The 13,772-nt window shown below is 73.1% G+C and carries 11 protein-coding genes; 3 read left to right on the top strand and 8 right to left on the bottom strand.

Going from position 1 to position 13,772, the window contains the following annotated elements; genetic code table 11:
- Positions 1-55: 55 nt before the first annotated feature.
- From GA0070612_RS10860 to GA0070612_RS10845, 5 genes are all read right to left on the bottom strand, one after another.
- The gene (locus tag GA0070612_RS10860) at positions 56-853 is read right to left on the bottom strand and encodes a sirohydrochlorin chelatase (protein WP_408630541.1); all 798 of its coding nucleotides are present in this window, start codon (positions 851-853) and stop codon (positions 56-58) included.
- Positions 835-1,596 carry a phosphoadenylyl-sulfate reductase gene (locus GA0070612_RS10855; RefSeq protein WP_088987800.1) on the bottom strand — a complete coding sequence of 254 codons (762 nt, stop codon included), beginning with the start codon at positions 1,594-1,596 and terminating at the stop codon, positions 835-837. The genes GA0070612_RS10860 and GA0070612_RS10855 overlap by 19 nt, the downstream gene beginning before the upstream one ends.
- Entirely contained in the window at positions 1,593-1,754 is a 162-nt protein-coding gene (locus tag GA0070612_RS31805; RefSeq protein ID WP_167393614.1) for a hypothetical protein, read from the bottom strand. The genes GA0070612_RS10855 and GA0070612_RS31805 overlap by 4 nt, the downstream gene beginning before the upstream one ends.
- Complete coding sequence (locus GA0070612_RS10850; protein WP_088987799.1) at positions 1,751-3,463, bottom strand: nitrite/sulfite reductase; 1,713 nt, start codon at positions 3,461-3,463, stop codon at positions 1,751-1,753. Before GA0070612_RS10850 ends, GA0070612_RS31805 begins: the two co-directional genes overlap by 4 nt.
- Positions 3,464-3,754: 291 nt before the next feature.
- Positions 3,755-4,666 (bottom strand): ArsR/SmtB family transcription factor, encoded by a 912-nt coding sequence (locus GA0070612_RS10845; protein WP_088987798.1) that lies wholly within the window; start codon positions 4,664-4,666, stop codon positions 3,755-3,757.
- Between the two features lie 62 nt (positions 4,667-4,728).
- Between GA0070612_RS10845 and GA0070612_RS10840 the strand changes: the two genes are divergently transcribed.
- Positions 4,729-5,754, top strand: a complete 1,026-nt coding sequence (locus GA0070612_RS10840) for an aldo/keto reductase family protein (RefSeq protein WP_088987797.1) — start codon at positions 4,729-4,731, stop codon at positions 5,752-5,754.
- A 36-nt stretch (positions 5,755-5,790) separates the two neighbouring features.
- The gene (locus tag GA0070612_RS10835) at positions 5,791-7,296 is read left to right on the top strand and encodes a glycosyltransferase family 39 protein (protein ID WP_088987796.1); all 1,506 of its coding nucleotides are present in this window, start codon (positions 5,791-5,793) and stop codon (positions 7,294-7,296) included.
- A 103-nt stretch (positions 7,297-7,399) separates the two neighbouring features.
- Here GA0070612_RS10835 and GA0070612_RS10830 read toward each other — a convergent pair whose 3' ends face one another.
- On the bottom strand, positions 7,400-8,992 hold the full coding sequence (locus GA0070612_RS10830) for a PAS domain-containing sensor histidine kinase (protein WP_088987795.1): 1,593 nt from the start codon (positions 8,990-8,992) through the stop codon (positions 7,400-7,402).
- A 25-nt stretch (positions 8,993-9,017) separates the two neighbouring features.
- Positions 9,018-10,049 (bottom strand): SIS domain-containing protein, encoded by a 1,032-nt coding sequence (locus GA0070612_RS10825; RefSeq protein WP_088987794.1) that lies wholly within the window; start codon positions 10,047-10,049, stop codon positions 9,018-9,020.
- 191 nt (positions 10,050-10,240) lie between these two features.
- Here GA0070612_RS10825 and GA0070612_RS10820 point away from each other — a divergent pair, with 191 nt between their 5' ends.
- Complete coding sequence (locus GA0070612_RS10820; RefSeq protein WP_088987793.1) at positions 10,241-12,070, top strand: tetratricopeptide repeat protein; 1,830 nt, start codon at positions 10,241-10,243, stop codon at positions 12,068-12,070.
- A gap of 72 nt (positions 12,071-12,142) precedes the next feature.
- Here the strand turns inward: GA0070612_RS10820 and GA0070612_RS10815 are convergent, their stop codons facing one another.
- Positions 12,143-13,729 (bottom strand): MDR family MFS transporter, encoded by a 1,587-nt coding sequence (locus tag GA0070612_RS10815; protein WP_088987792.1) that lies wholly within the window; start codon positions 13,727-13,729, stop codon positions 12,143-12,145.
- Positions 13,730-13,772 lie beyond the last annotated feature (43 nt).

Here is a 13,772-nt window from a genome sequence, read left to right as displayed (position 1 = left end):
GGTTCGCCCACCGGGGCGTTCTGCTGTCCGGCCCCGACCAGCGGCCCGGCACGGATCAGCCCGTCGGCACCGGCCGGTCGTCGACCCGCCGCAACACCAACTCGACCAACTCCGGCGCGTCGGTCAGCGGCGCGGCGACCGAGACCGCGCCGGCCGCGCGGGCCGCCTCAGCCACCGCGTCGTGGAACAGGCCCGGCGCCAGGAAGTACGCGCACACCGCGACCCGCCGCGCGCCGGCAGCCCGGAGCCGGGACACCGCCACGCCGGCCGACGGCGGGGCCGCCGAGGCGTACGCCACCCGGCAGGGCACCCGGAACTCGGCGGCGAGCGCGTCCGCGACCCGACCCACCGAACAGCGCGCCCGCGCGTCACGGGTGCCCGCCGCCGCCAGCACCAGCGCGTCGAAGCGGCCCGGACCCGCCTCGTCGAGCCGGCGACGCAACCCGCCCAGCAGCCCCGCGTCGACCGTCCCGTCCGCCGGACCGAGCACGTCGGTCACCCGCACCGCCAGCGGTGGTCCGGGCTGCGCCGCCGCGGCGACCGCCGCCGGGATGTCCACCCGATGGTGGTACGCGGCAGTCAGCAGCAGCGGCACCAGCACCGCCCGCCGGTGACCGGCTGCGGCCAGGCCACGCAACACCGCTGTCGGCCCCGGCTCGGTGTGGTCCAGCCAGCTCGCCCACACCGGCGTGCCCGGACGGGCCGCCGACACCGCCCGGGCCAGCGCCTCGGTGGCTTCGGCCGCTCGCGGATCGCGGCTGCCGTGCGCGACCAGCACCACCGGGTCGGCCCCGCCGGCCGCACCGGGGCCGGTCGGGGTCGACGCCGGTGAGGTCAGACGTGCAGGCCGCACTCGGTCTTCTCGAACATGGCCCACCGGCCGGCCCGCGCGTCCTCGCCGGCCTTGGTGCGGCGGGTGCACGGCCAGCAGCCGATCGACCCGTAGCCCTGCTTGAACAGTTCGTTGACCGGGACGTTGAAGCGGGCGATGTAGGCGTCCACGTCCCGCTGCGACCACGCCGCGATCGGGTTGACCTTGACCTTGCCGCGCCGCGCGTCGAACGTCACCACCGGCGTGTTGGCCCGGGTCGGTGACTCGTCCCTGCGCAGGCCCGCGGCCCAGGCGTCGTACCCGGTCAACGCCCGCTCCAGCGGCTCCACCTTGCGCAGCTGGCAGCAGTCGTCCGGCGACTTGTTGAACAGCCGGGGGCCGTACTGGCCGTCCTGCTGACCGACGGTGAGCCGCGGCCGGATCGACCGCACGTTCACCGGGAGCGTCCGGGCGACCTCGTCGCGCACCCGCAACGTCTCGGGGAAGTGCAGACCGGTGTCGAGGAAGACCACGTCCACGCCCGGTGCCACCCGGGACACCAGGTGGGCCAGCACGGCGTCGGCCATCGAACTGGTGACGCAGAACCGGTCGCCGAAGGTCTGCGCCGCCCAGCGGGCGATCTCCAGGGCCGGTGCGCCCTCCAGGTCCCGGGCGGCCTGCTCGGCCAGGGCGCGCAGCTCGTCCGGGTCGCGCCGGGTCGGGTCGGTCGGCGTCGGGCCACCCGGACCGACCAGGCGCAGACTCGCGGCGGAGACGAGACTCATCGGGTCACCGCCCGGGAGAGCAGGCCGGTGAACTTCACCGAGAACACGCGGGTGCAGGCGTGGCACTCCCACGCGCCGTGCCCCGCCTCGTGCGGCCGCAGGTCCTCCTCGCCGCAGTACGGGCAGTACAGGGGTGCCGCTCGGTTCTCGCTGCTCACCGCAGGTCCTCCTCGTCGACTCTGATCACCCAGTTGGCGAACGTCTCGCCCTCGCTCCGACCGGCCAGGTAACGACGGGCCAGCCGTTCCACGTACTCCGGAAGCTCCTCCGCGGTGGTCTTCAGGCCGCGCAGCTTGCGCCCGAACCCGGCGGTCTGCCCCTGGGCCATGCCCAGCCCGCCGCCCAGGTGCACCTGGAAGCCCTCCACCTGCCGACCGTCCGGGCCGACCACCAGCTGACCCTTGAGCCCGATGTCGGCGACCTGGGTGCGCGCGCAGGCGTTCGGGCAGCCGTTGATGTGGATCGAGATGTCCGCGTCGAAGTCGCGCAACCGCTGCTCCAGCCGGGCCACCAACTCCTCGCCGCGGGCCTTCGTCTCGACGATCGCGAGCTTGCAGTACTCGATGCCGGTGCACGCCATCGTGCCGCGCCGCCACGCCGAGGGACGGGCCTCCAGACCGATCCCGCGCAGCGCGTCGACGAGCGACTCCGTCCGCTCCGACGGCACGTCGAGCACCAGCAGCTTCTGGTACGCGGTGAGGCGCACCCGGTCGCTGCCGTGCGCCTCGACCACGTCGGCCAGCCGGCTGAGCTGCGCGCCGGAGACCCGCCCGACCACCGGGGCGGCGCCCACGTAGTGCCGCCCGTCGGCCTGCTCGTGCACGCCCACGTGGTCGATCGGCTTCGACGGCAGGGTCGGCGCCGGACCGTCCAGCAACGTGCGGCCGAGGTAGTCCTTCTCCAGGACCTCCCGGAAGCGCTCCACACCCCAGTCGGCCACCAGGAACTTCAGCCGGGCCCGGTTGCGCAGCCGGCGGTAGCCGTAGTCGCGGAAGATGCCGACGACACCGGCCCACACGTCCGGCACCTCGGCCAGCGGCACCCAGACGCCGAGCCGTTGGGCGAGCATCGGGTTGGTGGAGAGGCCACCGCCGACCCAGACGTCGAAGCCGGGGCCGTGCTCGGGGTGGTCGACACCGAGGAACGCGATGTCGTTCGACTCGTACGGGGTGTCGACCAGCCAGGAGATCGACGTCTTGAACTTGCGGGGCAGGTTGGAGAACTGCTTGTCGCCGACGTACCGTGCGACGATCTCGTCGATCGCCGGGGTCGGGTCGAGCAGCTCGTCGCGGGCCACCCCGGCGACCGGGCTGCCCAGCACGATCCGAGGGCAGTCGCCGCAGGCCTCGGTGGTCTGCAGGCCGACCGACTCCAGCCGACGCCAGATCTCCGGCATGTCCTCGACGCGGATCCAGTGGTATTGGATGTTCTGTCGGTCGGTGATGTCGGCGGTGTCCCGTGCGAACTCCCGGGAGATGTCCGCGATCACCCGCAACTGGGCCAGGCTGAGCTGACCACCGTCGATGCGGACCCGGAGCATGAAGAACTCGTCCTCCAGCTCGTGCGGCTCCAGCACGGCGGTGCGCCCGCCGTCGATGCCCGCCTTGCGCTGGGTGTAGAGGCCCCACCAGCGGAACCGGCCGCGCAGGTCCTGCGGGTCGATGGAGGCGAAGCCGCGGTGCGCGTAGATCGTCTCGATGCGGGCCCGGACGTTGAGCGGGTCGTCGTCCTTCTTGATCCGCTCGTTGGGGTTGAGCGGTTCGCGGTGGCCGAGCGCCCACTGACCCTCACCCCGTGGCCGGCGCGGCGCGCGGGTCGGACGAGCCGTCGGGTCCTCGGAACGGGCCGGGATGCTGCTGACCGCCATCGCGGCGTCCTCCGTTGTCTGCTGTGCCTCGGGGTACGCGGGGCGCGGCGGCCGGCCCGCGTGAGCGGGCGGGACAACGGTGTCAGTGACAGCCGGCGCGGAGCGCGCCCGAGACGGATTGGTCGGGCGTCGTCAGTCGGCCGGACAGATCGCGCTGCGCACGCGGCCGTAATCGACGTGGCGACGGGCCACGAAGCGGCGAACGACTGCGGCGGTCATGCGCCCATGCTGCCACACCCCAAGGGGGCCGGCCAATGTCCGCGTGCGGGATCCCACATCACGGGCCGGCGGTCAGCCGACCAGCTGGTCACCGAGGACAGTTCGGGCATAACGCACCACCCGCCCCTGTCGTACGCCAGCGATCAGGCCGTTGTCCCGCAGCGTGGTGAGGTGGTGCGACGCGGTCGCCGGCGCGAGCCGCAACATCGCGGCCAGCTCGCCGGTGCTCAGCGGTGTGTCGAGCAGGGACAGCACCGCCGCCCGCGTACCACCGAGCAGAGCGCCCAGCGCGGCGCTCGGCGGCGGCGAGTCCCACAGCCCACCCAACCCGACCGGCGGATAGCAGAGGGCGGGCCCGGCGTCACCTTCCAGGATCGCGTGCACCGTCGGCCCGGAGAACGCGGTGGGCAACAGCGTCCACGGGCGTCCGTCCCGGTCGGCCGGCAGGGCCGTGCCGACGGCAACCCGCAGCGCCGCACCGTCCCACCGGATCAACGGGTGCACCTCGTGCAGCAGGGTGCGCCCGCCCTGCTCGGCGGCGAGCAGCGTCCGCCGCCGGACGTCGGCCAGCGCCAGTGCCCGCAGCCGGGGCCAGTCCGGCGCGATCAGCACTGTGAAGTACCTGTGGAGCTGCGCGACCAGCTCGTCCGCCGACAACACCGGCGCTCCGGCGCGTTCCAGCTGCCGTCGCACCACTCTCGGGTCGGTGCCGGCGACCGCCCGCAACTCGGCCGCCAGATTCGGTGCCCCTCCGATCGGAGTGAGGAAGTCCGGCACATAGCCGTTGGACGACCTGAGCACCGCCAACAACGGCTCCAGGCCGGCATCCGGTAGCAGTCGCTCGGCACGCTCCCGCCACGGACGGTGCATCCAGTACTTCGCCGGCTTGCGCAGCGCCCAGGAACTGGCCACCAGCTCGGCCAGGGGCGAGTGCACGAACCGGACCCGACTCAGGTCCTCGGGTGAGAACCGAACCTCGATCACCGACGGATTCGACCACGTTCGAACGCTTCGGCGACAGTTCCCAGCGACCCGAGGATCCTCATATGGAGTACCGGCAACTGGGCCGTTCCGGCCTGCGCGTCAGCGCGGTCGCGTACGGCAACTGGGTCACCCACGGAAACCAACTCGACGACGATGCGGCGGCCGCGTGCGTGGCCGCCGCCCTGGACGCGGGCATCACCACCTTCGACACCGCCGACCGGTACGCCCAGGGTCGGGCCGAGGAGGCGCTGGGCAGGGCCCTGAGCGGCGTCCGGCGCAGCTCGGTCGAGCTGTGCACGAAGGTGTGCCTGCCGGTCGGGCCGGGGGCCAACGACGCCGGGCTGTCCCGCAAGCACATCATCGAGGGCTGCCACGCCTCGCTGAACCGGCTGGGCACCGACTACGTCGACCTCTACCAGGCGCACCGGTACGACGACACGGTGCCGCTGGAGGAGACGATGCTCGCCTTCGCGGACCTGGTCCGCCAGGGCAAGGTGCTCTACGTCGGCGTCTCCGAGTGGACCGCCCCGCAGTTGCGGGAGGGCCTGCGGCTCGCCGCCGAACTGCGGGTGCCGTTCATCGCCAACCAGCCGCAGTACTCGATGCTGTGGCGGGTGGTGGAGGCCGAGGTGGTGCCCACCTGCGCCGAGTTCGGCCTCGGTCAGCTGGCCTGGGCGCCGCTCGCGATGGGCGTACTGACCGGTCGTTACCGGCCCGGCCGACGTCCGCCCGCCGGCTCCCGGGCGACCGACGGCTTCGGCGGGTCGTTCATCGCCCGGTACTCGTCGGACCTGCTGCTCTCCCGGGTACGCGAACTCCGGTCGATCGCGGAGGCCGCCGGCTGCACGATGGCCCAGTTGGCGGTGGCGTGGGTGCTGCACCGGCCGACAGTGGCCGGGGCGATCGTCGGCGCGTCCCGACCCGAGCAGCTCGCCGAGACGGCGGCGGCCACCGCGGTACGGCTGGACGACGAGCTGACCGCACGGATCGACGCGCTGCTCGGTGACCTCGTCGAGCGTGACCCGGCGAAGACCGCCCGCCCGAACGACGTGATGCCGGCCTGGCGGCCACCGCCTGCCGCCGGCTGACACCCACGGGCGGCAGTGCCGTGGCAGGCTCGAACCGTGGGCGGATTGTCCGAGAAGTCGAGCGGGGCGGCGTGGGACCACCTGCGCCGCCCACCGGTATGGCTCCCCCCGGCGCTGGTGACCCTGGCGGTGACGGTGACCGGGCTGGGCTCCGCCCAACTCTGGCGCGACGAGCTGGCCACCTGGAGCGCGGCCACCCGGTCACCCACCGACCTGGCCCGCCTGGCCGACACCATCGACGCCGCCACCGGGCCGTACTACCTGCTGATGCACGTCTGGACCAGGATCGCCGGCGACTCCACCATCGCCCTGCGCGTGCCGGCCGTGCTGGCGATGACAGTGGCCGCCGGGCTGCTCGCCGTGCTCGGCGCGCGGCTCGTCGACCGGCGCACCGGCCTCTTCGCCGGCCTGCTGTTCGCGGTGCTCCCCGGCACGTCGCGCTACGGCCAGGAGGCCCGCCCGTACGCGCTGGCCACCATGCTCGCGGTGCTCGCCACGGTGCTCCTGGTGACCGCGCTGCGACGGCCGAGCTGGGCCCGTTGGGCCGGGTACGCCGTCGCGGTCACCGCTCTCGGACTCGTCCACCTGATCGCGCTGACGCTGCTCGCCGCGCACGCGCTGGTCGTCGTGCTCGCCTGGTGGCGCGGACTCGCCGCCTCGGGCACCACCGTGCCGGGCGATCGCAAGGAGGCGCGGGACCGGCGGGTGTGGCGGTGGGTCGTCGCCGTGGTGCCGGTGGTGCTGCTCGCCGGTCCGTTGCTGGTCAAGGCCCGGACCCAGCAGTCTCGGCAGCTGAACTGGGTCGGTCTGTCCCGGCTGGACGACCTGACCGCGCTGCCCGGCGGCGTGGCCCAGAGCAGTGTGGTGGGCGGTCTGCTGCTCGGGGTGGCCGCGTTGGGCGCGGCACGGCTCGGACGTCGGGCGCTGCTGCCGGTGAGCGCGGTGCTGCTGCCGGTGCTGCTGCTCTTCGCTGCCGGCGCTGTCGTACCCCTGTGGGTGCCCCGGTACCTGGTCTTCGTGGTGCCCTTCGCGTGCCTGTTGGCGGGCGCGGCCCTGGCCGCGGTGGCCGCACCGGCCGCGCTCGCCGTGGTGCTCCTGGCCGGGCTGCTCGGCCTCCCCGACCAGGCCGCGCTGCGGCGGACCCACGAGTGGCCGCGCAACGCGCCGGTGGACTACGCGGGCGCGGCACGGGTGATCGGTGACGGTCAGCGGCCGGGCGACGCGGTGGTCTACTCACCCCGCCACAGCTGGCTCTTCCTCGACCTCGGCATCGAATACCACCTCCACGACCCGCCCCGCGATGTGCTGGTCACCGAGGACGAGGCCCGCCGGGGGGACCTGTGGGCCGCCGAGTGCCCCCAACCGGCGCAGTGCCTGGCCGGCACGCACCGGGTGTGGCTGGTCGTCAGCGGCCGGCACACCGATCCGGCGGCCGCCGTGCCCGGCGCCAAGGGGGACGCGCTCCGCGCGCAGTTCACCGTCACCCAGGTTTGGCAGCGCCCCGGCCTGGCCGTCGCCCTGCTGACCCGCCCCGCCAACTGAGCCGGCGCCGGCGGCGGCGTCTTCCTCAAGGCGATGTACCTCCGAGAAGGCGATATACCTCTGAGTCATATTTATGACACGACCGGAACGCCAGGCGTGCGCTTCAGGCCTGTGAGCGACCGTCCGGGGCGTTACGCGCCAGCGGGACGACCAGCACCGCCTCGGTGCCGCCGTTGGCTCCGGCGCGCAGCTCGATGGTGCCGCGCAACTCCCCGGTGACCAGGGCCCGGACGATCTGGAGGCCGAGCCGACTGGCACGTTCGGCGTCGAAGTCCGGCGGCAGGCCGCGCCCGTTGTCGGCCACCGAGACGTGCAGCATCTTGCGGAACCGGTGCGCCGAGACCACCACCTCGGGTCGCAGCTCCGGGTCGACCTCGGGCACCGCGACCGGCACCATTCCGGAGGCGGCGGCGGTCCGGGGCTCGGCCTCCTCGTCGCTCGGCGGAAAGCCGTGCTCGACGGCGTTGAGCAGCAACTCGTTGAGGACCATCACCAACGAGGTGGCGATCTCCGCCGGCAGCACGCCGAAACTGCCCCGCCGTCGCATGCCGACGCTCACCTCGGTCGCCGCGACCTCGGTCGCCGCGCTGGAGACCCGGTCGACGATGCCGTCGAACTCGACCGCCTCGTCGCTGGACATGGAGAGCGTCTCGTGCACCAGGGCGATCGACGCGACCCGGCGTACCGACTCCTCCAGCGCGACCCGCGCTTCCGGCATGGCCACCCGGCGGGCCTGCAACCGCAGCAGCGCGGCCACGGTCTGGAGGTTGTTCTTCACCCGGTGGTGGATCTCCCGGATGGTGGCGTCCTTGGTGATCAGCGCCCGGTCGCGACGCCGGACCTCGGTGATGTCCCGGACCAGCACCAGCGCGCCGATCGGCACCCCGGCGGGCATCAGCGGCAACGCCCGGGTGAGCATCGTGGCCCCGCGGGCGTCGATCTCCCGTCGCGGCGGCCCCTCGCCGCGCAGCGCGGCCAGGATGCCGTTCGCCGCCTCGGTGCCCTCCAACGGATCGCCGGCCAGCCGGCGGTGCAGCGCGGCCAGGTCCTCACCCACCAGATGGGAGGCGTAGCCCAGTCGGCGGTACGCGGACTGGGCGTTCGGGCTGGCGTAGGTGACCTTCCCCCCGGCGTCGAGCCGGACGAGGCCGTCGCCGACCCGGGGCGCGGAGGTGGTCTCGCCGGGATGCCGGGGCGGCGGGAAGGTGCCGTCCGCGATCATCTGCGCCAGGTCGTCCGCTGTGGTCAGGTAGTTGAGTTCCAGCTGACTCGGCGTACGCGCGGTGGAGAGGTTGGTGTCCCGCCCCACCACGGCGATCACCTCACCGGCCTCCCCCTCGGCGGTGCGCAGCCGGACCGGGATCGCCTCGTGCCGGGCCGGCACGTCGCCGTACCAGACCGGGTCACCCTCGCGCCAGATCCGGCCCTGGGAGTACGCGACGCCCAGGTGGGCCACCTCCGGCCCGCCGACGATGCGCCCCACCTGGTCGTCCTGGTACGCGGTGGGGGCGGTCGTCGGGCGGACCTGGGCGACGCAGAGGAACGTGCCGTCGGCGTCGACCGGCACCCAGAGCAGCAGGTCGGCGAAGGACAGATCGGAGAGCAGTTGCCAGTCGCCGGCGATGCGGTGCAGGTGGTCGATGTCGGCCGGACGGAGATGGGTGTGCTCCTCGGCGAGGTCGCGCAGCGTGGACACGGTGACCAGGGTGCCACGCCGCGCCTCACATCGTCGCGGTGACCTTCTTCAACCCGCGTGGCGCGTCCGGGTCCTCACCCCGGGTGAGGGCCAGGGCCAGGGCCAACCGCTGCAACGGCAGGATGTCCAGCAGTGGGGCGTACCGCTCGTCGACCTCGGGAACGGCCAGCCGGGTGGCCCCCGGCACCTCGGCGGAGCCGACCACCACCACGTCGGCGCGGCGTTCACCGAGGCGGGGCAGCACCTCACCCATCGACCGTCCACCCGGGCCGGAGCCGACCACGGCGAGCACCGGGACCTCCGGGTCGGTCATCGCGAGCGGACCGTGCAGCAGGTCGGCGCCGGAGAACGCGAGCGCCGGCAGGTAGGAGGTCTCCATCAGCTTCAGCGCGGCCTCCCGGGCGGTCGGGTACGCGTACCCCCGACCGGTGGTGACCAGTTGCCGGGCGAACCGGTAGCGCGGCGCGAGTCGGGCCGGAGTGTCGTCGGCGAGGGTGCGGGCGGCCAGTTCGGGCAGCGCGTCGAGCGCCTGCCGCTCGGCGGCCGGGAGCACGCCGTCGCCGGCTCGGACCCCCTCCACCAGCATCAGCAGGGCGAGCAGCTCGGCGGTGTACGTCTTGGTGGCGGCCACCGCCCGCTCGTGCCCGGCGGCGATGTCGACGCTCAGCTCGGCCACGTCGACCAGCGGAGAGTCGGGGGCGTTGGTCACCGCGAGGGTCAGCGCACCGGAGGCGCGGGCGGCACGCAGCACCTCGGCCAGGTCGGGGGAACCGCCGCTCTGACTGACCCCGACGACGAGCGCGCCGGACAGGTCGGGTCGGGCCCCGAACAGGGTGACCACGCTGGGTGAGGCGAGCCCGGCGGGCAGGCCGAGCCGGATCTCGGTCAGGTACGCGCCGTAGAGGGCCGCGTGGTCGGAGGTGCCCCGGGCGGTGAAGACCACGTGCCGCGGACGGCGTTCGGCGATGACCGCCGCCACCCGGGCGATCTCGGCGGCGTTGGCGGCGGAGAGCAGCCGTGCGTAGCCGGCCGGCTGCTCGTCGATGTCGGCGGCCATGCCAGCCCCTGCGCGTGTCACGGACACTCCTCCCCTGCGCGGTTCCCGCGCGTTTCCTGCTCAGTCTTGCACCATTCCCCATATTCGAGCAATTTAACGAGCAGGAGTGCGCAGATGATCACCGAATGATCCCAATATCAACTACGCTTGGCCCGCTGCACACACGGTTGAGTCTGCGACGAGAGGACGACGTGCCCGAGGGAACGGACGATGCCGCGCTCTCCGCCACGGAGGAGCTGGCGCTGGCCCGGCTGGCACTGGACGAGGGCGACCTGCACCACGCCGCCGGTCACCTCGCCGGCGCGATGGCGCGGGCGCCCACCCTGCCCGAGGTGCACGAGACGCTGGCCCGACTCGCCGCGGTGAGCGACGGTGGCCTCGACCTCTTCCCGATCAACCACCACACGTTCGTGGGCGCCGTCGTCGCCCGCGCCCACCTGCTCGCCACCGCCGGTCGCCCGGCCGAAGGGCTGGAACTGCTGGCCGCGGCCACCACGTACGCGCCCGGCGCCCCGTGGGCCGAGGTGCCCTGGGTCACCGCACCCGAGCTGGCCGAACGACTGGACCCCGAACACATCGCCCGCGTCCTCATGCAGGTGTGCGCCGCCCTGCCCGACCCGGTGCCACGGGTCGGCCGCGCCGCCCTCACGCCGTACCTGACACTGGCCCGCAACGCGGTCACCGTGCACCCCGAGCACAGCCTGCTGCTGGGAGCGGCGTCCGCGCTGGCCCGGCGCGTCGGCGAAGCCGCCCAGGCGGTCCGCTGGGCCGCCCGGGGGGTACGCGCACAGCAGTCGAAGATGGGCGAGGTCTGGCTCGGGTACGCGTACCGCAGCGCGGGTCGGACCCGCGACGGCCTCGCGGCTCTCGGTCGGGCCGTCGAGCTGGACCCCGACGACCTGGCGATCTACGCGGACATCGCCGGCACCCTGGCCGACATCGGCCGGCTCGACGAGGCGCTGGAGTGGACCGAGCGGGCGCTGGCGCGCGACCCGTCGTTCGACTGCGCGGTGCACACCGCACACCGTCTGCGGCACCTGCGCGACGGCGACCTGGCCCACCTGGTCGCGCTCGCCGACTTCGTCCGGGATCACCCCGACGACACCCACGAGCACGGCGATCTGGCCCAGTGCTGCCGGGCCCGGCCCTGGCTCGGTCAGCTGACCCCGGCCGACGGCCCGCTGCCCGACGCGGTGCGCCAGGCGGTGGCCGACGACGACAACGGCCTCGGCAGCGTCGTACACCTGACCGCCCCGGCCCCGCCGAGCGCTGTCCGGACGGCGGCGTCGACAGCCCCCGGGCTGCGGATCGACGTCGTCGGGAGCCCGCTGGAACCGGACCCGCGCGAGCCGCGACGGGCGTCCGCCCACCAGCTGTGGCGGTACGCCGACGACGTACCCACGCCGGCCCTGCCGACCCCCTCGGCGACGGCTGTCGAACGGATCGGACAGATCGCGCACCCGGCGTGGCCACACCCGCCCGCGGCCTACGACGCGGCGGTGAGCCTGGCCGGTCTCGACGTGGCCGACCTGCTCGGCCTGCTGGTGCACCCGCCCGCGGCACCGGCCAACGCGGTGGGTCGGCTACTGGCCGCCCACGACCCGTCGGTCTGGGTCCGGGGTGTGCAGGTGTGGGCCTGCCTGGGTCTGCTGCACCACCGCACCGACGAGCCGTGGGAGGGTTCGACCCGCCGCCGGGTGCTGCTCGACCTGATCTGGGGGGTCGAGGACTGGGTCACCGAGGCGGCGCTGTTCGCCCTGGTGACCGCCGCCTGGGTGGACCCCGCGGTGCGCGCGGACGTGGCGCGGGTGGTGGCGGAGCGGCTCGCCGACGTGGCCGACGTGGCGCGGACCCGGCCGGTCCCGATCGCCGGTTCACTGGCCCATCTGGCGCTTGCCGCCCCGGAGGTGGATCCGGCCACCGCGGCGCTCGCCACCGACCTGCTCGGCAGGCGTTCCGACCGGGTTCCCCGACCTCGCAATCCGCTACGCCGCCTCTGGCAACGCCTGCGCCACCGGTAACCGCGCTTCGGCGGAGAACACACGCCGCGCCGCCCCGGACGGGACGACGCGGCGCGCGATGCGGATATCGGATCAGGCGACGGGGGCCTTGCCGAGAGCGACCTCGGCCTCCTCCTCCGGGGTGGCCTGCGGCGGCGCCTCGTTGGCGGTCCGCAGCGGGATCTCCTTGATGAACCAGGCGAGCACCGGGATCACGACGGTGAACAGCACCGCCCACAGGAACACGTGCGAGATCGCGTCGGAGAGACCGCCGAGCACCAACTCGCGTGCCTGGGCGGGCAGTTCCTTGAGCTTCGCCAGGTCCATGCCGGCCCCGGCCTCGCCGCCACCGAAGGCCCGGCCACCCTCCGAGCTGGCCAGCCGGTTGGCGAAGATCGCGCCGAACAGCGAGATGCCGAACGAGCCGCCGATCGACCGGAAGAACGTCGCCGCGCCGCTGGCCGCGCCGAGGTCCTTCTGCTCCACGCTGTTCTGCGCGATCAGCATCGACGTCTGCATGAGGAAGCCCATGCCGACACCGAGCACGATCATGTAGAGCGAGGAGGTCAGCTTGCTGGTGTCGGTGTCGAGCATGGACAGCAGGGCCATGCCGGCGGCCATCACCACACCACCGATGATCGGGTACGCCCGGTACCTGCCGTTCTTGGTGATCGCCCGACCGATGACCAGCGAGACGACGAGCATGCCGAACATCAGGGGCAGCAGCAGCAGACCGCTGTTGGTCGCCGACGCGCCCTGCACCGTCTGCTGGTAGAGCGGCAGGAAGTTCATCGCGCCGAACATCGCGAAGCCGAGCAGGAACCCAATCACCGAGATCAACGCGAAGTTGCGGTTGGCGAAGAGCCCCAACGGCAGGATCGGCTCCTGGACCCGACGCTCCACCAGGCCGAACGCCACCAACGCGAGCACGGCCAGAACGGCCAGGCCGAAGATCTGCGGGGACGTCCAGTCGTACTCGTTGCCACCCCAGGTGGTGATGAGCACGATCGCGGTGATGCCGACCGAGAGCAGACCCGCGCCGAGCCAGTCGATCCGGTGCTCGGTGCGGTACTTCGGCAGGTGCATGGTGGTGATCAGCACGAGCAGCGCGACGCCGCCCAGCGGCAGGTTCACGTAGAACGCCCAGCGCCAGGAGAGGTGGTCGGTGATGAAGCCGCCGACCAGTGGGCCGGCGACCATGGCGATCGCCATGATGCCGGCGATCATGCCCTGGTAACGCCCGCGCTCGCGGGGCGGGACCAGGTCCCCGATGATCGCCATCACGCCGACCATGAGGCCGCCGGCACCGAGACCCTGCACGGCCCGGAAGGCGATCAGCTGCATCATGCCGTCCTGCGGGCCGCCGAGCATCCCGGAACCGGCCATACCGCAGAGGGCGGAGCCGACGAGGAAGATGACGACCGAGGTCAGGAAGACCGACTTGCGGCCGTAGAGGTCACCGAGCTTGCCCCAGATGGGGGTGGAGACGGTGGTGCCCAGGACGTACGCGGTGACCACCCAGGTGAAGTGGTTGAGGCCGCCGAACTCGCCGACGATCCGCGGTAACGCGGTGCTGACGATCATGTTGTCGAGCATCGCGAGCATCATCGCGATCATCAGCCCGAACAGCACGACCCGGATGTTGTTGGGTCGTGCGCCGGCCTGGGTTGCCTGTGTCATGGGTAAGCTCCCCCCGAGGATTGCCACACTTACTTGCCGCCCG

Origin of the sequence: Micromonospora chokoriensis, assembly GCF_900091505.1 — a bacterium.
Lineage (GTDB): Bacteria > Actinomycetota > Actinomycetes > Mycobacteriales > Micromonosporaceae > Micromonospora > Micromonospora chokoriensis.
Note: the sequence above shows the minus strand (reverse complement) of the source record. Positions and strands in the feature narration are given on the sequence as shown.

What these genes read in the sequence shown, in the direction of transcription:
- GA0070612_RS10855 (WP_088987800.1), bottom strand. Translation starts at nt 1,596, where the DNA reads ATGAGTCTCGTCTCCGCCGCGAGTCTGCGCCTGGTCGGTCCGGGTGGC.
- GA0070612_RS10850 (WP_088987799.1), bottom strand. Translation starts at nt 3,463, where the DNA reads ATGGCGGTCAGCAGCATCCCGGCCCGTTCCGAGGACCCGACGGCTCGT.
- GA0070612_RS10840 (WP_088987797.1), top strand. Translation starts at nt 4,729, where the DNA reads ATGGAGTACCGGCAACTGGGCCGTTCCGGCCTGCGCGTCAGCGCGGTC.
- GA0070612_RS10825 (WP_088987794.1), bottom strand. Translation starts at nt 10,049, where the DNA reads ATGGCCGCCGACATCGACGAGCAGCCGGCCGGCTACGCACGGCTGCTC.
- GA0070612_RS10815 (WP_088987792.1), bottom strand. Translation starts at nt 13,729, where the DNA reads ATGACACAGGCAACCCAGGCCGGCGCACGACCCAACAACATCCGGGTC.